The following is a 22,691-nucleotide window of genomic DNA, read 5'->3' as shown; positions in this document are numbered from 1 at the left end:
CTCACTGAATCTTGACCGTTCTCACTGAACTTTGACGGGCTCCACTATTAGTCAGGGAGGTCCGGGCGCCGCTGTCCCGGATCTGCGAGCAGCGGCGGCAACTCACTCCGGGCCTGGCGTGGGGAACTCGTCGGCGAAGGGGGCTACCGGGCTCGGCCAGTTGAAGGTGAAGCGGCGCGAGGATTTGTTGTAGGTCACCGAGGCACCGCAGGGGGCGAGGCCGAAGCGACGGTGGACCCATCCATCGAGGGCGAGGGCGCCGACCTCCGCGCGGAAATCGGCGCCTGGGTATTTGAATGCATCAACGTCGAGGACTAGGGCGCGGCCGCCACACAGCTGCTCGGCGTGCAGGGAAGCCCCGAAGGCAAGCCAGGCCGCCTCCAGCCAGTACGGGGTTCGGTCCGTGGGTAGGCGCAGATACAGCGAGCTGTGGATGAGGAGGGCGGGCTGGGGCGGGGGCCCGTCTATCTCGTATACGTCGGCTCGCAAGTCGGCGGTCAGGCCCATACCGGCGTGGAGGTAGCGGAAGCGGAAGGTCTCGTGCATGGTGCACATCTTTCGCCACGCCTCCGTCGGCGGATCCCAGGCTCCCTGATCAACCGCAGCAGACCAGTCAAAGTTCAGTGAGATCGGTCAAGGTTCGCTGAAACCGGACAGCTCTGCCCGGCCCTGCCAGGCCCTGCCGGGCGGGCGGGCGACGGCCGTAAATCCATCGCCCCCCGATCGCCTCGCCCGGTACGGCCCCGGAAGCCGCGGCGGCCCGCATTCTCCGCAACCCCGGGGGTCCCTGTGCCGTCCGCCGGCCCCCATGAACTAGCCGACCCCACCCCCGCAGCCCGCGACCCCGCAGACCCCCCAGGCCGCAACCTCACAGCCCACCACCCCGCACCCCACCACCCCCACAAGCCACCCCCCAGTCCACTCCCTCCCAATTGGCCTTACCCCGACCGCTCCGCAGCCCTCTACCGTCAGCCCTATGCCGACTTCCCACCGCATCCGCATCGTCGACGCCTTCACCGACCGCCCCTTCGCCGGCAATCCGGCCGGGGTCCTGCTCCTCGATGCCTTCCCCGACGACACCTGGCTGCAGCACGTGGCCAGGGAGGTCAACCACGCCGAGACCGCCTTCGCCCACCGTCTCCCCGAGGGCGGCGAGGCGGACTGGGCCCTGCGCTGGTTCACACCGGCCACCGAAGTGGACCTGTGCGGACACGCCACTTTGGCCACCGCTCACGTCCTGCACACCACCGGCGCCGCCACCGGCCCCGTCAGCTTCGCCACGCGCGGCGGCGTCCTCACGGCGACCGCTCATGAGGACGGCAACCTCACCCTCGACTTCCCGACCGCCCCGCTCACCGCGGCCGACGTGCCCGACGGCGTCGGCGAAGCCCTGGGCGCCGAGCCGCTCGCCGCGTACGACACCGGCCGGCACATCGGTGACCTGCTGGTCGAGCTCGCCGACGAGAAGACGGTGCGGGCGCTCACCCCGGACCACAAGGCCCTCGTACGCCACTCCAAGCGCGGCATCATCGCCACGGCCCGAGCCGAAGACCCCTCCGGCGGCTACGACTTCGTATCGCGCTGCTTCTTCCCCCGCGTCGGCATCGACGAGGACCCCGTGACGGGCAGCGCCCACACGGCCCTCGCCCCCTTCTGGTCCGAGCGCCTCGGCCGCACGGAGCTGACAGGACTCCAGGCCTCGCCCCGCACCGGCCTGGTCCACACGGAGCTGCGCGGCGAGCGCACCCTCCTGACGGGCCGCGCGGTCACGGTCATCGAGGGCGAGCTCTTCGCCTGACGGCGACCCCGTCCGCGTACAGCACTGTGGGGACGTACGAGAAATCCGTACGTCCCCACAGCCACCCCCCGAATCGCCCCCCTGCCCCACCCTCACGAAGGCGTAGGCAGCCACCCCACCTTCCCCGCGAGCAGCGCGTACCCGACGAACGCCCCGATATCCAGCAGCGAATGGGCCACGACCAGCGGCCCGACCCGCCCCCACCTGCGGTAGAGCAGCGCGAAGACCACACCCATGGCCAGGTTCCCGACGAACCCGCCGATGCCCTGATACAGGTGGTACGAGCCGCGCAGCACCGAACTGCCCACCAGCGCGGCCATCGGCGTCCACCCCAACTGCCCAAGCCTGCGCAGCAGATAGCCGACGACGATCACTTCCTCCAGAACCGCGTTCTGCACCGCGGACAGCACGAGGACCGGGTACTTCCACCACACGTCGGGCAGCGCCTCCGGCACCACCGTCAGGTTGAAGCCGAGCCCTCGGGCCGCGAGATAGAAGGCGATCCCGGTACTGCCGATCACCGCGGCGATCACCGTGCCGCGCCCCAGGTCCGGCCACGGCCGCGCCCGGTCGAACCCGATGGTCCGGAAGCCCGCCCCCTCCCTCAGCAGGAGGTGCGCGACGAGCGCGACCGGTACCAACGCGCTGGTGATTCCGAACAGTTGCCACGCGAGATCAAGCCATGGCCGCCCCGGCGCCGCCGACGCGTTCATCGTGGCCGCCTGGTCCTTCAGACCGCCCGGTCTGGTGACCGACCCGACAAAGCTGATCAGCGCGGACACGCCGCTCGCCCCCAGCGAGAGGGCAAGGACGAGCAGCGTCTCGTCCCGCAGCGTTCGCCGCGACAGCTTGTCCGTGGGAAAAGAACCGGCCATCGGCCCCGGCTCCGCTTGCACTGACGCCTCCAGTTGAGTAATCCCGCCTCATCCCCATCCTCGTCCCGCTAGGGTCTCGAAAGAAGTTACGAAAATCGTGTGCGACAGGCCGAGGGGGAAGGCCGCCGGTTCCGGGCGTACCGCCCCCTCTTTCCTTGCTTCATCACTCAAGGAGGGGCACCACCGCCATGGGACGTCACAGCTTGCCCGATGAACAGGGGACGGGCGCACCCGACCCCCGGCCGCGCGCCCGTGGCCGCACGGTCGCCGTCGCCGCGGCTCTCGTTCTCGTGGTCGCGGGAGGCGCGGCGGCGGCGGTGCGCAGCGGAGTGCTCTCCCTCGGCGGCTCCTGCGACGACGACGCCGTACGTCTGGACGTCGTCGCCGCTCCCGATGTGACCCCCGCCCTTCGCGCCGCCGCCGAAGACGCCCGCGAGAAGGAGATCACCTCGGACGGGCACTGCATCGACGTACGCGTCACCGCCCGTGACTCGTACAAGGTCGCCGACGAGCTGCGGGCCGGCAAAGGCGATCCGGTGTACGACGTATGGGTCCCCGACTCCGACCTGTGGGTGCAGCGCGTCGGGCTCGGCACCAAGCAGACGAAGGTCTCCCCCACGGGCAACATCGCCTCGTCACCGGTCGGCATCGCCATGCTGCCGACCGCCGCCGAGTCATTGGGCTGGCCCAGAAAGACGTACGACTGGCCGGAGCTGACCGCCGCCACCATGAAGGACGGCAAGCCTCGCCTCGGCGCCGCCGACCCGGCGCGCAGCGCGACCGGTCTGCTCGCGCTCGCCAAGCTGGGCGCGTCCGCGAAGAAGCACGGCGGCAAGGACGGTGAGACCCAGGCCGCCGCCATGGCCAAGGCCCTGTCCACACGCACCTCCGACAGCGACGGCCAGCTCCTGGACACCCTGGACCGCGAGGAATCAAGCACCACCAAAGGCTCCGAAGGCACGGGAAGCACGGGAAGCACGGGAGGCACGGGAGGCACGGGAGGCACGGGAGGCACGGGAGGCACGGGAGGCACCAAAGCCAACACGGGCGCCGGGAAGGGCGCCCCCCACCGCAACCAGGTGCTGATCCTCTCCGAGCAGGCGTCGTTCACGCACAACGCGTCGGCGGGCCAGGGGCGCCGCCTCGACCTCTTCTACCCCAAGGACGGCACGCCGCAGCTGGACTACCCGTACACGCTGGTCGCGGACGACAAGATGTCCACCGACACGAGCCGCGCGGCGCTGCGCTTCATGACGATGTTCAGCGACGAGGACGGCCGGAGGATCCTGACGGAGCACGGGTTCAGGACCGACCCCGACCAGCCCTCCGACAAGCTCGTCACCGCCGCCGGAGGCCGCACCCCGCAGCCGTACGCGGGCGAGGCCACCGAGCCGCCCTCCGACAAGCAGATCCAGGAGACGCTCGGCATGTGGACGATCACCGTGCAGAGCGCCCGGCTCAGCACGGTCGTCGACGCCTCGGAGTCCATGCGCCAACTGGTGCCGGGCCGCGCCCAGTCCCGTATGGAGGTCACCAAGGGCTCGCTGCTCCGGGCCCTCACGGGGTTCACGGACAAGGACGAGATCGGCCTGTGGGAGTTCGCCACCCGGCTCGACGGCGCCCGTGACTACCGCAAGCTGCAGCCGACCGAACGGCTCGGCGACCGCAAGGGCGGCGCGACGCACCGCGACAGGCTCTCGAAGGCGTTCAGCGATCTGCAGCCCGTGCCGGGCGGCGCCACCGGCCTGTACGACACCACGCTCGCCGCCTACAAGGAAGCCAGGTCGACGTATGCGAGCGGCAAGTTCAACGCCCTCGTGATCCTGACCGACGGCGTCAATCAGGACCCCGGGAGCATCTCGCGCAGCTCCCTCATCGCACAGCTGGAGGACCTCTCCGAACGCGAGCAGCCGGTGCCGATCATCGCGATCGCCGTCGGCCCCGACGCGGACAAGGACGAGGTCCAGCAGATCGCCGCGGCCACCGGCGGCTCCGGCCACCAGGTCGACGACCCGGCGCAGATCCACGCGGTCATCCTCAAGGCCATCATGGAGGCCGGCAGCAACCAGGGCTGACCCCGGCCGACAGGACCACGCCCGCCCCTGCCCGCCCGCGGCCTCAGCCCGTAGGCACCGCCGACGCGAAAAGCCCCACCGGCCACGTGTGCACCGGCTCGCCCTCATGCATCAGCCGGCAGTAGCTCTGAGTGGTCGCGGCCAGCGCCGCCTCCCTGGTGAGCCCGCCCTCCAGGGCACGGTGGTACGTCGCCGCCTGCCACGACGCGCCGTTGACCCGCCGCCGGCACCGCTCCTCGATCACCCCGAGGTACAGCTCCCGGTCGGCGCGCTCCACGCCCCACGCGTCGAGCCCGGCGGCCGCGAGCGGCAGCAGTTCATCGCGTACGAGGTCGACGGCCGGCAGCTCGACGGTGCCGCCGAGCCTGCCGCGCCGCGGCCACCGCAGCCGGGCGTCGATGCCGTGGCGGCACGCCACGTCGAAGTTCTGGGCGGCGGCCTCGAAGGGCAGCCGGGTCCACACGGGCCGGGCCTCCTCGGCGAGCGCCCGCACGAGCCCGTAGTAGAAGGCGACGTTGGCGATGACATCGGTGACGGTGGGCCCGGCGGGCAGCACGCGGTTCTCGACGCGCAGATGCGGGACACCGTCGGCGATGCCGTACACCGGGCGGTTCCAGCGGTACACGGTGCCGTTGTGCAGGACGAGTTCGCCGAGCCTCGGCACCCCGTCCGCGTCGAGGACGCCCAGTGGGTCCTCGGCGTCCATCAGGGGCAGCAGCGCGGGGAAGTACCGCAGGTTCTCCTCGAAGAGCTCAAGCGGCCCGGTGATCCACCGCTCACCGAACCAGGTCCGCGGCCGCACCCCCTGGACCTGCAGCTCGGGCGGTCGCGTATCGGTGGACTGGAGGAAGAGCGGCGGCCGCGACTCGCGCCACAGCTCACGGCCGAACAGGAACGGCGCGTTGGCGCCCACGGCGATCTGCGCCGCGGCGACGGCCTGCGCCGCGTTCCACACATCGGCGAACCGGCCCGGGGTGACCTGGAGGTGCAACTGCACGGACGTGCACGCCGCTTCGGGCGCTATCGACGTCGATGTGCAGGTCAGCCGTTCCACGCCCTGGATGTCGAGGGCGAAACGCTCACCGCGCGCCGCCACGATCTGCTCGTTCAGAAGGGCGTAGCGGTCCACGTCGGAGAGGTTCGCGGAGACCAGATCGGCTCTGTTCAGCGTCGGGAGTATGCCGATCATGACGATGCCCGCGTCCAGCTCGTTCGCTTTTCTGTGGGCATAGTTGAGACCGGTGCGTACTTCTTCGGCGAGCCGGTCGAGAACGCGTCCGCCGAGCCGGTGCGGGGCAATGTTCACTTCCAGATTGAACATTCCGAGTTCCGTCTGGAAATCCCGGCTCGCGATGCGCTCCAGAACCTGCGCATTCAACATTCTCGGCAGTCCGTCGGGCCCGGCGAGATTCAGCTCGATCTCCATGCCCATCAGATTCCTGGGCCGATCGAACCGCTCCTCCTCCAACAGTCGGTCCAGCCCCGTGAGGCACTCCCGGAGCTTCCTGCGGTACTGGTGCCGATCGGACAGGTCGAACGCGCCCGCCACGACCTTCTCCCCCATCGAAGTGTCCCTCCTCGAATGGGCAGCCAAGGGCCCGGCCGCTGCTGTGTACGGGGGATGATGCCCAGGCAATGTGATCGATAACGCCCCATGGCGGCCCACCGGACAGTACGCTCGGTACCGCTGCCGCCAGGCACATTCGCCGGGCATGCGGCACGGTGAAGATTCCCTTCCGAAGTGCCTGGTCAAAAGCACCGACGGGAATCGGCCGACCGCTCGACTTGCGGAATACGAGGTCACCGAAGTGACGCCCACGTGAAATCGTGATAAAACCCTCGTAAAGACGACCTGATAACGCCTTGCCCGCAATATCGACCGCGTCTAGATGAAACATGGTTCGAACACGGCTCGTATAAACTCCGCACTCTAGGCAGAGAGTTGGCGCTCGCGGTCCCCCGGCCCCCGCCCCTCTGACCCAGAGCTGACAGCGCCGTCACGCACCTGCCCCCGCTCCACCGTGCCTGTCGAATGAGAGAGGCGACCCACCATGCCGCTGCACGTCCTCCCTGCCCCCGCCCCCGCCCTGCGCAGCGTTCTCGCGGCACTCGGTTCCCCCACAGCCGTACGCGAGGCCCGCACCCCGTCCCTGCGTGCCGCCCAGGGTTCCGTGAGCCCCGAACTCCCGCTGCCCGTGCACGTGTTGGGCCGCACCACTCCAGAGGGCACCATTCCCGAGGGCGCCGCGCCCACTCGCCTCGCCGGCTGGCGCTTCATGATCCGCTGCGGGGAGCGCGCCCTCGCCGCGGCGGACACGATGCTCACCCCCGACGGCTGGGCCTTCTCGCACTTCTTCGAAGGCCCCTACATCGCCTCCACCGAACGGGCCCTGCGGCACGCCGAGGCCATGCCGATGCCCTGCCAGCCCCGGCTGCTCTCCGTACCCGAGCTCTATATGCTCACGCTCTGGCTGCACCGCGACTGCACGGACAACGGCACCGAGGCCCCCCTCTCCCCCACCGACCTGCTCGTACCCCTCGCGCCGGCCCCGCCCGGCATCGCGGCCCACCGCCCGCACCGCGTCGCCGAGTTGCTCCCGGTCCTCGCCCATCGCCTGACGCCGTCGCCCCTGCTCGGCTCGCCCGCCTGACGTCGCCACACCCCTCTTGTCGCACGTGCCCCGCCGCCCTTGGCGGCGGGGCATCGCGCTGCCCCCACCCAGGTGGACTAGCCCGGACGGGCCAGACCGAACCACCCGAAGAGACACTGGAGTTGGGGTGAACCGTCCGGGCGGGTGATACGTCATTAAGCAGTAGGAACCGCTGCAGCAAAATCCCTGCGGTTTGACGCCCGTGGGGCAACACTGGGACCGGACCGACTACAACGGGGGGGGCGGTTATGCATACCGCATCGAGCCACAGGACTGACGTCACAGCCATCTCACCGCAGCGAAAGAACCCTTCCATGTGCCAGCACCAACCACCGTGCCCGACAGCCGACTCCGCCGACCGGGAAGCCGCGCTCCTCATGGCGAGCCACCCGGAGCAGGGCTGGAGCCTGCTGTGCAACGGCGTCCTGCTCTTCGAGGACACCGGTGAGCTGCTGCCGGACGGCCAGATCATCGCCCCGCACCGACCGCTGGGCACCGACCAGATCATGACGGCCGCCTGATCACCACCGGCACACCCGCACGGACGTACGACCAGCACTACGCAGCACTACCCAGCATCACGCAGCACCGAACAACCGCACAGCGGAACGACCGAGGGGCCGGCCCGGAGAGAACTCTCCGAACCGGCCCCGACGCATGCCCGTACCGCACGGGCGCCCGCCATCAGTCCTCGTAGGCATCCAGCGGCGGGCAGGAGCAGACGAGGTTCCGGTCGCCGTACGCCTGGTCGATACGGCGAACCGGCGGCCAGTACTTGTCCGACGCGGCGACACCGGCCGGGAAGACGGCCTCCTCGCGGCTGTAGCCGTGCTCCCACTCGCCGCCGAGCGCGGCCGCGGTGTGCGGCGCGTTCCGCAGGGGGTTGTCGTCGGCGGACCACTCGCCGGAGCCGACCTTCTCGATCTCCCGGCGGATGGCGATCATCGCCTCGCAGAACCGGTCGATCTCGATCAGGTCCTCGCTCTCCGTCGGCTCGATCATCAGCGTCCCCGCGACGGGGAACGACATGGTCGGCGCGTGGAAGCCGTAGTCGATGAGCCGCTTGGCGATGTCGTCGACGCTGACGCCCGTCGCCTTGCTGAGCGGCCGCAGGTCGATGATGCACTCGTGCGCGACGAGCCCGGCGGGACCGGTGTAGAGCACCGGGTAGTGCGGCTCCAGGCGCTTGGCGATGTAGTTGGCGGAGAGCACCGCGACCTGCGTGGCCCGCTTGAGCCCCTCGCCGCCCATGAGACGTACGTACGACCAGGAGATCGGCAGGATCCCGGCGGAACCCCACGGCGCCGCGGAGATCGGACCGACACCGGTGTCGGGGCCCGCGGCGGGCTGCAGCGGGTGGTTGGGCAGGTAGGGCGCGAGGTGCTCGCGCACACCGACCGGGCCGACGCCGGGGCCGCCGCCGCCGTGCGGGATGCAGAAGGTCTTGTGCAGGTTCAGGTGCGAGACGTCGCCCCCGAAGTGCCCCGGCTTGGCGAGCCCCACCAGGGCGTTGAGGTTGGCGCCGTCGACGTACACCTGACCGCCGGCCTCGTGCACCGAGGCGCAGATGTCGGCGACGTGCTCCTCGAAGACACCGTGCGTCGAGGGGTACGTGATCATCAGCACCGCCAGCTCGTCGCGGTGCTTCTCGATCTTGGCGCGCAGGTCCTCTATGTCGATCTCACCGTCATCGGCGGTCTTCACGACGACGACCTTCATGCCGGCCATGACGGCGCTCGCCGCGTTCGTCCCGTGCGCGGAGGACGGGATGAGGCAGACGGTGCGCTGCTCGTCGCCGTTGGCCCGGTGGTACCCGCGTACGGCGAGCAGACCGGCAAGCTCGCCCTGCGACCCGGCGTTGGGCTGCAGCGAGACCTTGTCGTACCCGGTGACCTCGGCCAGCCGCTCCTCCAGCTCACGGATCAAGGTGAGGTAACCCTGCGCCTGCTGGGCGGGCGCGAAGGGGTGCAGCTGCCCGAACTCGGGCCAGGTGACCGGCTCCATCTCGGTGGTCGCGTTGAGCTTCATGGTGCAGGAGCCCAGCGGGATCATGCCCCGGTCGAGCGCGTAGTCGCGGTCGGCCAGCCTGCGCAGGTAGCGCAGCATCGAGGTCTCGGAGCGGTACTGGTGGAAGACCGGGTGCGTGAGGTAGTCGTCCGTACGCAGCAGGCCCTCGGGCAGCGTGTCGGAGACGGATGCGTCGAGCGCCTCGATGTCGGCCTCCACCCCGAAGGCTCCCCACACGGCGGCCAGTTGCTGGCGCGTGGTGGTCTCGTCGCAGGCGAGCGAGATGTGGTCGGCGTCGACCCGGTGGATGTTGACGCCGCCTTCGCGTGCGGCCGAGACCAGCTCGCCGGCCCTGCCGGGCACGCGCACGGTCAGCGTGTCGAAGTACGCGCCGTGGACGACCTCGACGCCACCGGCTGTCAGGCCCGCGGCGAGCAGTGTCGCGTACCGGTGGGTGCGCCGCGCGATGGCCCTGAGCCCGTCGGGACCGTGGTAGACGGCGTACATACCGGCCATGACCGCCAGCAGCACCTGCGCGGTGCAGATGTTGCTCGTGGCCTTCTCGCGGCGGATGTGCTGCTCACGGGTCTGCAGCGCGAGCCGGTACGCCTTGTTGCCGTCGGCGTCGACGGAGACACCGACGAGCCGTCCGGGCAGGCTGCGCGCGAACTTCTCGCGCACCGCCATGTAACCGGCGTGCGGCCCGCCGAATCCCATCGGCACACCGAAGCGCTGCGTCGTCCCGACCGCGATGTCCGCGCCGAGCTCACCGGGCGAGGTGAGCAGCGTCAGGGCGAGCAGGTCGGCGGCGACGGTGACGACGGCACCGAGCTCGTGCGCCTGGTCGATCAGCGGCTTCATGTCGCGTACGACACCGGAGGCGCCGGGGTACTGCATCAGCACGCCCACGACACCGCGCTCGGCGACCTCGGCCGGAATGCCCTCGCTCAGGTCGGCGACGACGATTTCGACGCCGGTGGGCTCGGCACGGGTCTGCATGACGGCGATGGTCTGCGGCAGCACATCGGCATCCACGACAAAGACGCCGTCCTCGACCTTCCCCATGCGCCGCGACAGTGCCATGGCCTCGGCGGCGGCGGTGCCCTCGTCGAGTAGCGAGGCCCCCGAGGTGGGCAGACCGGTCAGCTCGGCGACCATGGTCTGGAAGTTGAGCAGCGCCTCAAGGCGTCCCTGCGAGATCTCGGGCTGGTACGGGGTGTAGGCGGTGTACCAGGCGGGGCTCTCCATGACGTTCCGCAGAATGACGGGCGGTGTGAACGTCCCGTAATACCCGAGCCCGATCATCGAATCGAGAACTTGATTGCGGTCCGCGAGCGAGCGCAGCTCGGCGAGAACCTCGGCCTCGGAACGGGCGCCGGGCAGCTTCAGCGCCTCGGCGTTCTTGATCACATCCGGCACCGCGGCGGCCGTGAGCTCGTCGAGCGAGCCGTACCCGACCTGGGCGAGCATCTTGGCCCGCGCTTCCGCATCGGGCCCGATGTGCCGCTGCTCGAAGGGGATGCCCTGTTCGAGCTCGGAGAGCGGGATGCGATTGGTGGCAGTCATTGCGGAGGCCTCCTGGTCTGCGCGACCTACGAGGGGTACCACGGCGTGGGTACCCGGACGGCCTCCCCCTCTGTCATCTCAACCTGAGAGCTTCACCGGGCGACACCTACGTCCTGCGTAGACGCCGTCCGACTTTCACCGTCGGTGAGGAAGGGATCCGAACGTGCCCGCCCGTACGCCCGCCCTGCTTTCCAGAGTGACCTCGTCCGTGCGGTACGGGTGCCTGAGAGATTCCGGGGAGGATTTGCTCCTTCGGCGCCTCCGGAATCGTGACCCGGAGAGCTCTCCCGCACGGGGTCAGCAGCCGTCCGTCAGCCTACCAGCGAGGACCACAGCCGTTCCCTCGAGTGGCCGCCTGCCCCGAAGTGCTCTTACGTAGGGAGTACGAGCGGACAAAGATGAGTTATGCCCACATCGGAGACCCGCGACCAGCTGGAGGGCCCGTGCAGACCGACATCGATCCGCGCCACCTGATCGGCCGCAAGGCGTTCGACCGGAACGGGGCCAAGATCGGGACGATCGACGAGATCTACCTCGACGACGCCACCGGTGCACCGGAGTGGGCCGCCATACGCACGGGCCTCTTCAGCCGCGACGCCTTCGTCCCCCTCGAACCGAGCGAACTGGTCGACGACGGTACCCTCCGCATCCCCTTCGACCGCGCCCTGATCAAGGACGCCCCCGACTTCGGCGTGGGCCGCCATCTCTCCCCCGCCCAGGAACTCCAGCTTTACCACCACTACGGCCTGGACACCACACTCCCCCACCCCCCACCCCCCGACCACGACTTCGGCCACCTAACAGACCCGGACCCCTCCTGACCCAACCCGCCAGCAGCCCCGGCCCGCCCGGAGCCGCCCTGACCCCACGCCCACGGACAGACCTAGCGCGGCCCAGACCCGCCCTGACCCCACACCCCGCCAGCAGACCTGGCAGCCCCGGCCCCGCACTGCCCCACACCCGGCCAGCAGCCCGGCACGCCCAGACCCGCCCTGACCCCACACCCACGGACAGACCTAGCGCACCCAGACCCACCCTGACCCACACCCGCCAGCAGCCCCGGTACGCCCAGACCCGCCCTGACCCCACACCCCGCCAGCAGACCTGGCAGCCCCGGCCCCGCACCGGCACTACACCCGGCCAGCAGCCCGGCACGCCCAGACCCGCCCTGACCCCACACCCACGGACAGACCTAGCGCGGCCCAGACCCGCCCTGACCCCACACCCCGCCAGCAGACCTGGCAGCCCCGGCCCCGCACTGGCACCACACCCGGCCAGCAGCCCGGCACGCCCAGACCCGCCCTGACCCCACACCCCGCCGACAGGCCCAGCACGCCTGGACTGCTCCTACCGCCAACCCCGCCGGCAGGCCCGGACGCTCCCTGCGGCCACCCCGCCGCCCGACCCTGGCCGACAGCGCCACCGAAACTGCCCTCCCCTCGCCGTCCGCCCTTTCGCCTCAGCCTGACTCCCCAGCGCCCACACCCCCCACTCCAGTAGCCACCACCGCCCCCTCGCCCCGCACCCCCACCAGCGGCAACGGCTCGGCCGGTGTCAGCTTCGGGTCGTCCGTGCTGAATGTCCGTACCCGCCCCGGCTCCGACCCCGGTGTCTCGAAGCGAACCGTGACCCGGCCCAGGCCGCTCCCCTGCACCCAGCCGTGCCCGTACTCGGCGTGCCGCACATCGTGTCCGGCCGCCCACCGCCGCTCCGGGGGCACCACCGGCTCCTCGGCGCTCCCGCCGACCTCCGGCTGCTCCCCGGGCACCGCCTCCCCGGGCACCGATTCATCCGCCTCGGCCCCTGTCTCCACCGCAGCCAGCGCCAGCGCCTCCGCCTGCGCCTGTGCCTGCGCGAAAAGGTCCTCCTGCGTGTAGTCGGCGAGCCCCGTGACCCCGACCCCGAGCAGCCGCACCCCTCCCGTGGTGTCCACGGACTCCAACAGCCGCGCAGCGGCCTCCCGCACCACCCCAGGGTCATCCGTGGGGCCCCGCAGCGTCTCGGACCGCGTCAGCGTCGAGAAGTCGAACCGCCGCACCTTCAACACGATGGTCCGCCCCGAGTGCCCAGCCTCCCGCAGCCGCTGCACACACCGGTCCGCGAGCCGGGCGACCTCCGTCCTGACCCGCACCCGGTCGTGGATGTCCACGTCGTACGTGTCCTCGACACTGACCGACTTCGTGTCCCGCTCCGCCACCACGGGCCGCTCGTCGCGCGCCAGCGCCATCGCGTACAGCGACACGCCGTGCGCCTTCCCGAGCAGCCGTACGAGCTCGTCCTCCCCGGCCTCCGCGATCTCCTCGACCGTGGTGATCCCGGCCCGCCGCAGATGGTCCCCGGTGGCCGGCCCCACCCCGGGCAACGTACGCACCGACATCGGGCCCAGCAGCGCCCGCTCCGTCCCCGGCGCTATCAGCACGAGCCCGTCCGGCTTCGCCTCCTCGGAGGCGATCTTCGCCACCATCTTGGACACGGCGAGCCCCACCGACCCCGTCAGCCCGGTCGCAGCCCTGATGTCCACCCGCAGCCGCTCCCCCACCGCCCTGGCCGACGCCTCGTCGTCGGCGACACCACCCGCCTCCAGGTCCACGAAGGCCTCGTCCAAACTGAGCGGCTCCACCAGCGGCGACAGCTCCCGCAGCAGCGCCATCACCTGCTCACTGACCTCGCGGTACAGCCCGAAGCGCGGGACGAGATAGGCGGCGTTCGGCGCCAGCCGCCGCGCCTGCCCCATCGGCATCGCCGAGTGCACACCGAACCGCCGCGCCTCATAGCTGGCGGTGGCCACGACACCCCGCGGCCCGAGGCCGCCCACCACGACGGCCTTCCCGCGCAGACTCGGCTTCGCGGCCTGCTCGGCGGACGCGTAAAAGGCATCCATGTCCAGATGCAGAATCGTCGGCGCGCTTCTCACATCTCCGATGCTGCCCTACGCCACTGACAATGCCCCACCGACGGCTCAGACCGCCCTGTTGCGCCGCCTGGCCAGCTCGTCGGCGGGGTTGTGCCCGACGAGCGTCTCGCCGGTGTCGACGCGCTCCCCGTGCAGCTGGGACAGCGCCGCCTCGACGTCACGCCACACCACACCCACGGCGATCCCGAAGATCCCCTGGCCGCCCTGGAGCAGCTCATGGACCTCGCTGGACGACGTGCACTCGTACACCGTCGCCCCGTCGCTCATCAGCGTCATCCGCTCGAGATCACGGAACCCGCGCTCCCGCAGATGCTGGACCGTCGTACGGATGTTCTGCAGCGATACCCCGGTGTCCAGGAACCGCTTGACGACCTTCAGGACGACGACGTCCCGGAAGCTGTAGAGCCGCTGGGTACCGGAGCCACCGGCGGCACGCACACTGGGCTCGACCAGGCCCGTCCGGGCCCAGTAGTCGAGCTGCCGGTACGTGATGCCCGCGGCCGCGCACGCGGTCGGACCGCGGTACCCGATCTGCTCGGAATTCTCGGACGTCGCGTCCCCGCTCCCCTGGACCGCCACCGGTTTCGGAGAGTGATCGGCCGCGCTGCCGTGAAACGCGTACGGACCACCCACCGCCGTACCGTCGCCGCTGCTTCTCACGCCGACCTCCGTCCTTGACCTGCCTGCACGACGGTAGGCAGTCACCAGGGGCTCGTCAACGATCGCCACACTCGCCACGCCGAGTGATAATCACCCTGAGAGTGGTTTCCCGTACCTTGCCGCGGGGAAAGGCTAGCCGAATGGCCCGAAACGGGCCGCCGGGAGCGGCGCCTCACTGGCTGTTGGTACCGAAGTCCTCGGGCGAGATCTGGTCGAGGAACTCGCGGAACTTCTCCACCTCGTCCTCCTGCTCGTCCGGGATCGCGATGCCGGCGTCGTCCAGGACACCGTCACTGCCGTAGATCGGCGTCCCGGTGCGCAGCGCAAGCGCTATGGCGTCGGATGGCCGCGCGCTCACCTCCACCCCGCTGGCGAAGACCAGTTCGGCGTAGAAGACCCCTTCTCGCAGGTCCGTGATGCGCACTTCGGAGAGCTCCTGGCCCACCGCGTCCAGCACGTCCTTGAACAGGTCGTGGGTCAGCGGCCGTGCGGGTGCCATGCCCTGCTGTGCAAAAGCGATGGCGGTCGCCTCACCTGGACCGATCCAGATGGGGAGGTACCGGTCGCCTCCCACTTCACGCAGGAGCACGATCGGCTGGTTGGAGGGCATTTCGACCCGGACACCTACGACGTCGAGCTCGTTCACACAGCAACCCTAGGACGTGGCCGGCAGGTTTGGGTAGTCGGGCACCCGCCGAGTACCGGTCGGGGACTCCGCGAGTGCCCTCCGAGTGCCCGTTGAATCGGGCAGTGTCAGGGCGGAATCAGGGCAGTCTGACCCCGAGCGCGGTCTGCACGAGGGCCGAATGCAGCCTCCCGGTGAGACCCGCCAGTTCTTTGGTACGGGCCTCGGCATGGGCCCTGGTCTGCGGATTGCGGTGCCGCCGCAGCGGCGCGACCACCTGGTCGACGAGCCCCGCCTCCCGATCCGCGGCGGCCTTCATGGCCCGCAGATGGCGTGGCTCGATTCCGAACCGGCCGAGTTCGACGACGAGCGAGGCGACCGTGACGGCCTCCGCGTCGTAACCGCCGTCCGGCAGCTGTGCGACCAGCCCGTATGTCTCCCACTCGGCGAGCTGCCCCTCGTCGATCTCCGCGACGGCCAGCAGCTCGTCACGGCCCACACGGGCCGCCGTCGGCTCCTCGGCCTCGCCCGGGCCCTCGACGCCGCCGCTGTCCCGCTGGCGCCCCGGAGAGGGCAGCGGAGCCCGCTCGCCGCGCTCCAGCGCCTCCAGATGCTCACGGATGACCTTGAGCGGCAGATAGTGGTCCCGCTGCATCCTGAGGACGTGACCGAGCCGCTCGACATCCTGCGGGCTGAACTTCCGGTAGCCGGAAGGCGTGCGCTGCGGCTCGATGAGCCCCTCGGACTCCAGGAAACGAATCTTGGAGATCGTGACCTCGGGAAACTCGTCGCGCAGCATGTTCAGCACGGTGCCGATGCTCATCAGTCGACGGTCCGCGGCGGCGGTGCCGGTGCCGGCACCGCCCCTCGGTGTTTGAAGCATGGACCTTCCATGGGGGTGCCCCCGGACGGAGCCCGGGGGGAGGGTCAGATGCCGACGCTGCGCTGGCTCGCGTAGAAGACCAGCCGGTACTTACCGATCTGCACCTCGTCGCCGTTCGACAGCGCGACGGAGTCGATGCGCTCCCGATTGACGTACGTGCCATTCAGGCTGCCCACGTCGGCGACGGTGAAGGAACCGTCCTGAACGCGACGGAATTCCACGTGGCGACGCGACACCGTCACGTCGTCCAGGAAGATGTCGCTCTGCGGGTGACGGCCCGCCGTGGTCAGCTCGCCGTCGAGCAGGAAACGACTGCCCGAGTTCGGCCCGCGGCGCACGACCAGGAGCGCCGAGCCGAGCGGCAGGGCGTCGACGGCGGCCTGCGCCTCCGGAGAGAGCGCGGGAGACGGGGTCTGCCCCGTCGTCTCCGCGTCGTAGGCCTCCAGGCCCGAGATGGAGATCGTCGAGGTCGTCTCGGACGCGCGCTCCGGCGCCGCTCCGGGCCGCAGCGGCGCACCACAGTTGGAGCAGAACCGGCTCGCCTCGGCGTTGCGGTTCCCGCACCTCGTACACACCAGGGCCATGGACGGGTCCTCCTGCCGCGGCTGCCCCGCAGGGGCATTGGACGCGTACGGACCGGGGGTAAACCCTCCACCCGTACTCGAGGTTGACGGTTCTCCGAAACCTATGCGGCCGGGACCGGCAGGGTCAACAGACGACGCGCCCTGTCCGCCCGAAATGTCACCACCTGGACCAGCCACCTGGTCCCGGAACATGGGGCGCTCGCCGCCCTGCTCCTCGGCATCTCCATGGCGTGGGGCACGGTGACGGGCAGTAGCGGGATTGCCGCTGTCCTCACGTGCACTCTTGCCGAACAACTTCGCAAACAACTTCACGGGCGATTCCCCTTGACCGAAACAGACCCGCCCGTGGGGCAGGACGAACCCTGATTGCACACACCGGCATTCATCGGTGAACCAGACATCCTCACAACGTCCGTGTCCACCAAACAGTTTCCACCACGCACCACGCTTCCGGTGCGCCGACCCCCCGCAACCTCATGCCCTCGCCTCGCCGCCACCATGCGCCCGCCCCTCACTGCGAGGACGACCGAGCGTAGTCAGGCCGCTTCGCAGGTCGCAAGGCGTTCACGACGATCTTCTCCGAGCGTGTCACGGTGACCGTGGCCTGCTCCTTCTCCAGAGTCTGCACCACACCCCCGGGGATGTTCAGCGCAGGTTCCAGATCCTGCGGCTTACCGATCACCTTGAAGAGGTACGGTTCGCCGACCTTGCGACCGTCCACCTTCACGCCCCCGCCGTCGGCGTCCGACAGATGGGTGCTCGCCACCACGCGTACGTCGTTGATCTGGATGGCCTCGGCGCCGGCGGCGCGCAGCTCCTGAATGGCGTCGAGCAGCATGTCCGCCTCGATCGCCCCCTTCTTGTCCTTGATGGCGAGCGTGATGCCGGGCCCCTGGGCCGCCACCGTGCCTGCCAGGATGCCGAGTTGCCGCTCCCGCTCGACCGTCTGCTTGCGCGCCTCTTCGGCCTGGTCCGAGCTGTTCTCGAGCCCGGTCCGCTGCTCCTCGAGACGCCGCTTCTCTTCTTCCAGACGCTCAGTACGGTCATCCAGTTCATCGAGGATGCGTACGAGATCTTCTTGCCGCGCGCCACGCAGCGCACTGCTGTCGTTGTTCGACCGCACCTGAATGGCAAGGCCGAGACCCAGCACGAAAAGCAGCAGGGCGACGATGAGTTGGGGCCGGGTCACCCGGGGCGGCCACAGGCCCTTGACCAGCCGCTGACGGCCGGTGAGCCCCGGCTTCCCGGAGGCCGGTGGAGCGGCGGCCTCGGGCTCCGCCGGGACCTCCTCGGGGAGTTCCTTGCGGCGGTGGTACTCGGGCGTCTCGTCAGCGCTCATCGGCGTCACGCCCTGAAGATGTGCCGGCGGATCGCGGCGGCGTTGGAGAAGATCCGGATACCGAGGACCACGACGACGCCCGTGGACAGCTGCGCGCCGACGCCCAACTTGTCGCCCAGGAACACAATCAGCGCGGCCACCACCACGTTCGACAGGAACGACACCACGAAGACCTTGTCGTCGAAGATGCCGTCGAGCATCGCGCGCAACCCGCCGAACACGGCGTCGAGAGCCGCGACCACGGCGATCGGAAGGTACGGCTCGACCACCGCCGGAACCTCGGGCCGAACCAACAATCCAGCCACGACTCCCACGACGAGGCCCAGTACGGCGATCAAGATGTGCCCTTTCCTGCTTTCGGCTCTGCTGTACGTACGGTCACACTCGGCGCTGCGGGCAGCCGGAGCTCCTCCGACACGGAGATGCTGGTCCGGATGTCGAAGTTCTCCTGCAGGGCATGCAGATACCGACCGTCGCTGCTGTTCTGGAACCGGGTGCTCAAGCGTTTCCCGTCCCCCACCGCGAGCACCGTATACGGCGGCACCAGCGGACGGTTGTCGACCAGTATCGCGTCACCCGCGGCCCTGATCGCCGACAGCGCCGTGAGCCGCTGGTCGTTGATCGAGATCGCCTCGGCGCCGGACTCCCACAGGCCGTTGACGACCCGCTGCATGTCGCGGTCGCGCACCCGCCCGGTGTCGGAGAACCCGGCGCTCTCGCGCGGCCCCCCACCACCCTGGTCGGCTTCCTTCTTGTCGTCCACCACGAGCTGCACGCCCGGCCCGCGGACTTCCGTGGCGCCGGAGAGGAGACCGACCAACTCACCCTGGCTGCCACCGTGCTTCTTCAGCGCGGCCTGCTGCCGTTCGCCCACGTCGTCGCGGAGCTCGTCCACGTCGTCCTCGAGCTTGTCGGCGCCGGCCGTCGCCTCTTCGACGCGGTCGATGAGCTCCTCGCGCTCCTTGGCGAGCACCGGCGCCGCTATACGTGCCTGCGCGGCTCCCACGGTGACGACGAGCGCGGCGAGCACGAGCCCCGCGGCGAGCCCGAGTTTGGCCCGCAGCGGGCGGGGAACACCACTGTCCCCTCTGGCCTTCTTCCTGGCGGCCGCCTCCGCGTACCCCTCGTCCAGGCTGTGGTCCATGACGGTGGTGAGCAGCGACATGGACGCGTCCGGACGCCGGGGGCGGGAGGAGGTGCTCCGAACGGGGGGCTGCTGCGGCATGCCGCACATCGTCGCACGTCGCGGGCGTTACCTCCGAATGGCCCCACCGGCGCGCCGGGCAGCACCTGTTGTGGGTACTGCCCGGCGCGCCGGACACGGTCAGCGGCCGGCGCTGTCCACCACCGTGGCCCACTCGTCGAGCAGCGCCTGGGCGGACGCGTCGTCGGGCCCCTCGGCCCACAGATGGGTGACGGCCTCGGCCGGGTCGGGAAGCACCAGCACCCAACGCCCGTCGGCCTCCACGACCCGCACACCGTCGGTGGTGTCCACGGACCGCTCCCCGGCCGCCTCCACCACGCTGCGCATCACGAGCCCCTTGACGGCCCACGGCGTTGCCAGATCGCGCCGCAGCACATGGGCACGCGGGATACGCGCGTCGATCTGGCTCAGGGTGAGCTGGGTGCGTGCCACCAGCCCGATGAGCCGCACGAACGCGGCCGTTCCATCGAATACGCCGCTGAACTCGGGCACGATGAACCCGCCACGCCCGTCACCACCGAAAATGGTCGACTCCCCGCGCCCCACTCGCGTCAGATCGTCCGGCGACGTGGTCGTCCAGTCCACCTGTGTGCCGTGGTACGCGGCGACCTGCTCGGCGATGCGCGTCGTGGTCACCGGCAGCGCCACCCGCCCGCTGCGCCGCTCGGCGGCCACCAGGTCGAGCATGACCAGCAGGGCCCGGTCGTCCTCGACGATCCGCCCCTTCTCGTCCACCAGCGAAAGCCGCTCACCCACCGGGTCGAACCGCACCCCGAAGGCCGCCCGCGCCGACGCCACGATCTCGCCGAGCCGCACAAGCCCGGAACGTCGCGTGTCAGCGGTCTCCGTGGGCCGTGACTCATCGAGCCCGGGGTTGATCGTCAGCGCGTCCACCCCGAGCTTTCCGAGGAGGCTCGGCAGCACCAGTCCGGCGCTTCCGTTGGACGCGTCGACGACGACCTTCAGCCCCGACTCGGCGATGCCTGTGGTGTCGACGTTCCGCAGCAGGGAGCCGGTGTAGGAGTCGAAAACGCTGGACGGGAAGTGCAGATCGCCGATCTCACCGGGGAAGGCCCGCCGGTACTCCTGGCGCGCGTAGACCCGGTCCAGTTTCCGCTGACTCGCCTGGGAAAGGTCTGCTCCCTCCCCGTCGAAGAACATGATGTCGACGGAGTCCGGCACCCCGGGCGTCGTCCGGATCATGATCCCGCCGGCGCTGCCCCGAGCCGTCTGCTGCCGCGCGACCGGCAGCGGCACGTTCTCCAGGTCTCGTACGTCGATGGCGCTGGCCTGCAGCGCCGAGATCACCGCCCGCTTGAGCGCGCGGGCGCCTCGCGAGTGGTCACGCGCGGTGGTGACGGTCGCGCCCTTCTTCAGGGTCGTCGCGTACGCCCCCGCCAGGCGCACGGCGAGCTCCGGCGTGATCTCCACGTTCAGGATCCCGGACACACCACGGGCTCCGAACAAGTGCGCCTGACCGCGCGACTCCCAGATGACGGACGTATTGACGAACGCGCCCGCCTCGATCGTCTTGAACGGATAGACCCGCACATTGCCCTGGATGATCGATTCTTCGCCGACGAGGCACTCGTCGCCGATGACCGCGCCGTCCTCGATGCGGGCGGCCCGCATGATGTCGGTGTTCTTGCCGACGACACAGCCCCGCAGATTGCTGTGCTGGCCGATGTAGACGTTGTCGTGCACGACGGCCTTGTGCAGGAACGCGCCGTCCTTCACCACGACGTTCGAGCCCACCACGGTGTGCTCACGGATCTCGACGTTCGCCTCGACCTTGGCGTAGTCCCCGATGTAGAGGGGCCCGCGCAGCACGGCGTCAGGATGCACTTCGGCACCCTCGGCGACCCACACGCCGGGCGAGATCTCGAAGCCGTCGAGCTCGACGTCGACCTTGCCCTCCAGCACGTCGGCCTGCGCCTTGCCGTAGCTCTCGTGCGTGCCGACGTCCTCCCAGTAGCCCTCGGCGATATACCCGTAGACGGGCTTGCCTTCCTTCATGAGCTGCGGGAAGACATCGCCGGACCAGTCGACCGGCACATCGGCCTCGACATAGTCGAAGACCTCGGGCTCCATCACGTAGATGCCCGTGTTCACCGTGTCGGAGAAGACCTGCCCCCAGGTCGGCTTCTCGAGGAAGCGCTCGACCTTGCCTTCCTCGTCGACGATGGTGATGCCGAATTCCAGCGGGTTCGGTACGCGCGTCAGACAGACGGTGACGAGCGCGCCCTTCTCCTTGTGGAAGTTAATCAGCTCGGTGAGGTCGAAATCGGTCAGGGCGTCACCGGAGATCACGAGAAACGCATCGTCCTTCAGCGCTTCCTCGGCGTTCTTCACGCTCCCGGCGGTGCCTAGCGGCTTCTCCTCGTTGGCATAGGTGAGCTCCATCCCGAGCTCTTCGCCGTCGCCGAAGTAGTTCTTGACGAGCGACGCCAAGAACTGCACTGTTACCACGGTCTCGGTCAGACCATGCCTCTTGAGCAGGCGCAGCACATGCTCCATGATCGGCCTGTTGGCCACAGGCAGGAGCGGCTTGGGCATGCTTGAGGTCATGGGGCGAAGGCGGGTGCCTTCACCGCCGGCCATTACGACGGCCTTCATGTCGGAAACGTCCTCCTTATAGACGACGATCTAGCCGACTCAGCCCGCCTTGTTGGCCCGCATGTGAAACGGGCCTTCGCGCCTCTACGGCCGCCGAATCGGCAGGCTCAATCGGCCATGCTGTCCGCCTTGACAAGTCGGCGGACCTGAACCACATACAGGATCCCTGCCCACCAGTACAGTGTTGTACCCCATCCGGCGAACGCCCATCCGAAAATAGCAGCGAGAGATGCAAGCCAGCCACTTCCGTCGCTCAAGAGCAGTAGTGGAAAGGCGTACATCAGGTTGAAGGTGGCGGCCTTGCCCAGGAAGTTCACCTGCGGCGGCGGATAGCCGTGGCGTCTGAGGATCCAGACCATCACGAGCAGAACCAGCTCGCGCAGCAGAAGCACCGCGGTCAGCCAGAGCGGAAGAATCTCCCGCCAGGTCAGGCCGGCCAGCGTCGAGAGGATGTAGAGCCGGTCCGCCGCGGGGTCGAGCAGCCTGCCGAGGTTGCTGATCTGGTTCCAGCGGCGTGCGAGCTTGCCGTCGAGGTAGTCGCTGATGCCGCTGAGCGCGAGTACCAGCAGCGCCCACTTGTCGCTGTTGGGCCCTCCGAACTCCGGCCTGAGGATCAACCACAGGAAGAGGGGCACGCCGGCGAGGCGCGCCATGCTGAGGATGTTCGGGATGGTGAGGACACGGTCCGTCTGGACCCGCGTCTCCTGGACCTCCACCCGGGAGCCTCCTGTGGAAAAGAGCCAATGATGCCCCCTGACCTTACCCTCAGCTGACGCAGGGCGGTGCGGAGGGGTTGGTGACGGGATACCATCTCCGCAAAACAAAAAAAGCCGTGGCCCCTGGAATTAAATACAGGGGCCCCGGGTATAAAAAAATTTAGGCGGCGGCCTACAC

Annotated in this window: 19 protein-coding genes and 1 riboswitch; of the genes, 5 read left to right on the top strand and 14 right to left on the bottom strand. The window is 69.5% G+C overall.

Annotation, left to right across the window (positions count from 1 at the left end; genetic code table 11):
* Positions 1 to 102: 102 nt before the first annotated feature.
* Positions 103 to 546: a hypothetical protein gene (locus tag ACWDVB_RS18520; protein WP_451519374.1), complete on the bottom strand. Its 444-nt coding sequence runs from the start codon at positions 544 to 546 to the stop codon at positions 103 to 105.
* A gap of 430 nt (positions 547 to 976) precedes the next feature.
* On the opposite strand from ACWDVB_RS18520, the gene ACWDVB_RS18515 reads away from it, so the two are divergent.
* On the top strand, positions 977 to 1,798 hold the full coding sequence (locus ACWDVB_RS18515) for a PhzF family phenazine biosynthesis protein (RefSeq protein WP_451519373.1): 822 nt from the start codon (positions 977 to 979) through the stop codon (positions 1,796 to 1,798).
* Positions 1,799 to 1,890: 92 nt separating this feature from the next.
* Here the strand turns inward: ACWDVB_RS18515 and ACWDVB_RS18510 are convergent, their stop codons facing one another.
* On the bottom strand, positions 1,891 to 2,694 hold the full coding sequence (locus ACWDVB_RS18510; RefSeq protein WP_451519372.1) for a CPBP family intramembrane glutamic endopeptidase: 804 nt from the start codon (positions 2,692 to 2,694) through the stop codon (positions 1,891 to 1,893).
* A gap of 167 nt (positions 2,695 to 2,861) precedes the next feature.
* Between ACWDVB_RS18510 and ACWDVB_RS18505 the strand changes: the two genes are divergently transcribed.
* Positions 2,862 to 4,748: a substrate-binding domain-containing protein gene (locus ACWDVB_RS18505; RefSeq protein WP_451519371.1), complete on the top strand. Its 1,887-nt coding sequence runs from the start codon at positions 2,862 to 2,864 to the stop codon at positions 4,746 to 4,748.
* 43 nt (positions 4,749 to 4,791) lie between these two features.
* Here the strand turns inward: ACWDVB_RS18505 and ACWDVB_RS18500 are convergent, their stop codons facing one another.
* Positions 4,792 to 6,312, bottom strand: coding sequence for a glutamate--cysteine ligase (locus tag ACWDVB_RS18500; RefSeq protein ID WP_451519370.1), 1,521 nt, complete (start codon positions 6,310 to 6,312; stop codon positions 4,792 to 4,794).
* 487 nt (positions 6,313 to 6,799) lie between these two features.
* Here ACWDVB_RS18500 and ACWDVB_RS18495 point away from each other — a divergent pair, with 487 nt between their 5' ends.
* Both ACWDVB_RS18495 and ACWDVB_RS18490 read left to right on the top strand, forming a co-directional pair.
* Complete coding sequence (locus tag ACWDVB_RS18495) at positions 6,800 to 7,399, top strand: hypothetical protein (protein ID WP_451519369.1); 600 nt, start codon at positions 6,800 to 6,802, stop codon at positions 7,397 to 7,399.
* A gap of 314 nt (positions 7,400 to 7,713) precedes the next feature.
* Positions 7,714 to 7,920 (top strand): DUF5999 family protein, encoded by a 207-nt coding sequence (locus ACWDVB_RS18490; protein ID WP_030794330.1) that lies wholly within the window; start codon positions 7,714 to 7,716, stop codon positions 7,918 to 7,920.
* Positions 7,921 to 8,083: 163 nt separating this feature from the next.
* On the opposite strand, the gene gcvP is transcribed toward ACWDVB_RS18490, so the two are convergent.
* Positions 8,084 to 10,972 (bottom strand): aminomethyl-transferring glycine dehydrogenase, encoded by a 2,889-nt coding sequence (gcvP, locus tag ACWDVB_RS18485; protein WP_451519368.1) that lies wholly within the window; start codon positions 10,970 to 10,972, stop codon positions 8,084 to 8,086.
* Between the two features lie 201 nt (positions 10,973 to 11,173).
* A riboswitch (glycine riboswitch) is annotated at positions 11,174 to 11,272 on the bottom strand.
* Between the two features lie 143 nt (positions 11,273 to 11,415).
* Here gcvP and ACWDVB_RS18480 point away from each other — a divergent pair.
* On the top strand, positions 11,416 to 11,793 hold the full coding sequence (locus ACWDVB_RS18480; RefSeq protein ID WP_451519367.1) for a PRC-barrel domain-containing protein: 378 nt from the start codon (positions 11,416 to 11,418) through the stop codon (positions 11,791 to 11,793).
* Positions 11,794 to 12,431: 638 nt separating this feature from the next.
* Here ACWDVB_RS18480 and ACWDVB_RS18475 read toward each other — a convergent pair.
* The 10 genes from ACWDVB_RS18475 to ACWDVB_RS18430 form a co-directional block, all read right to left on the bottom strand.
* Entirely contained in the window at positions 12,432 to 13,886 is a 1,455-nt protein-coding gene (locus ACWDVB_RS18475) for a DNA polymerase IV (RefSeq protein WP_451519366.1), read from the bottom strand.
* A gap of 45 nt (positions 13,887 to 13,931) precedes the next feature.
* Positions 13,932 to 14,546, bottom strand: a complete 615-nt coding sequence (locus tag ACWDVB_RS18470) for a MerR family transcriptional regulator (RefSeq protein WP_451519365.1) — start codon at positions 14,544 to 14,546, stop codon at positions 13,932 to 13,934.
* 172 nt (positions 14,547 to 14,718) lie between these two features.
* On the bottom strand, positions 14,719 to 15,192 hold the full coding sequence (locus ACWDVB_RS18465) for a bifunctional nuclease family protein (protein ID WP_067272821.1): 474 nt from the start codon (positions 15,190 to 15,192) through the stop codon (positions 14,719 to 14,721).
* A 118-nt stretch (positions 15,193 to 15,310) separates the two neighbouring features.
* Positions 15,311 to 16,054 (bottom strand): transcriptional regulator FtsR, encoded by a 744-nt coding sequence (ftsR, locus tag ACWDVB_RS18460; RefSeq protein WP_451519364.1) that lies wholly within the window; start codon positions 16,052 to 16,054, stop codon positions 15,311 to 15,313.
* 44 nt (positions 16,055 to 16,098) lie between these two features.
* Positions 16,099 to 17,067 (bottom strand): FHA domain-containing protein, encoded by a 969-nt coding sequence (locus tag ACWDVB_RS18455; RefSeq protein WP_451519383.1) that lies wholly within the window; start codon positions 17,065 to 17,067, stop codon positions 16,099 to 16,101.
* A gap of 82 nt (positions 17,068 to 17,149) precedes the next feature.
* Complete coding sequence (locus ACWDVB_RS18450) at positions 17,150 to 17,977, bottom strand: DUF881 domain-containing protein (RefSeq protein WP_451519382.1); 828 nt, start codon at positions 17,975 to 17,977, stop codon at positions 17,150 to 17,152.
* Between the two features lie 5 nt (positions 17,978 to 17,982).
* On the bottom strand, positions 17,983 to 18,315 hold the full coding sequence (locus ACWDVB_RS18445) for a small basic family protein (RefSeq protein ID WP_030794354.1): 333 nt from the start codon (positions 18,313 to 18,315) through the stop codon (positions 17,983 to 17,985).
* The gene (locus tag ACWDVB_RS18440) at positions 18,312 to 19,211 is read right to left on the bottom strand and encodes a DUF881 domain-containing protein (protein ID WP_451519363.1); all 900 of its coding nucleotides are present in this window, start codon (positions 19,209 to 19,211) and stop codon (positions 18,312 to 18,314) included. The genes ACWDVB_RS18445 and ACWDVB_RS18440 overlap by 4 nt, the downstream gene beginning before the upstream one ends.
* 90 nt (positions 19,212 to 19,301) lie before the next feature.
* Entirely contained in the window at positions 19,302 to 21,797 is a 2,496-nt protein-coding gene (locus tag ACWDVB_RS18435; RefSeq protein WP_451519362.1) for a sugar phosphate nucleotidyltransferase, read from the bottom strand.
* Positions 21,798 to 21,904: 107 nt separating this feature from the next.
* Positions 21,905 to 22,513, bottom strand: coding sequence for a CDP-alcohol phosphatidyltransferase family protein (locus tag ACWDVB_RS18430; protein WP_451519361.1), 609 nt, complete (start codon positions 22,511 to 22,513; stop codon positions 21,905 to 21,907).
* Between the last annotated feature and the right edge of the window lie 178 nt (positions 22,514 to 22,691).

The organism is Streptomyces sp. NPDC003379 (genome assembly GCF_053589195.1).
Note: the sequence above shows the minus strand (reverse complement) of the source record. Positions and strands in the feature narration are given on the sequence as shown.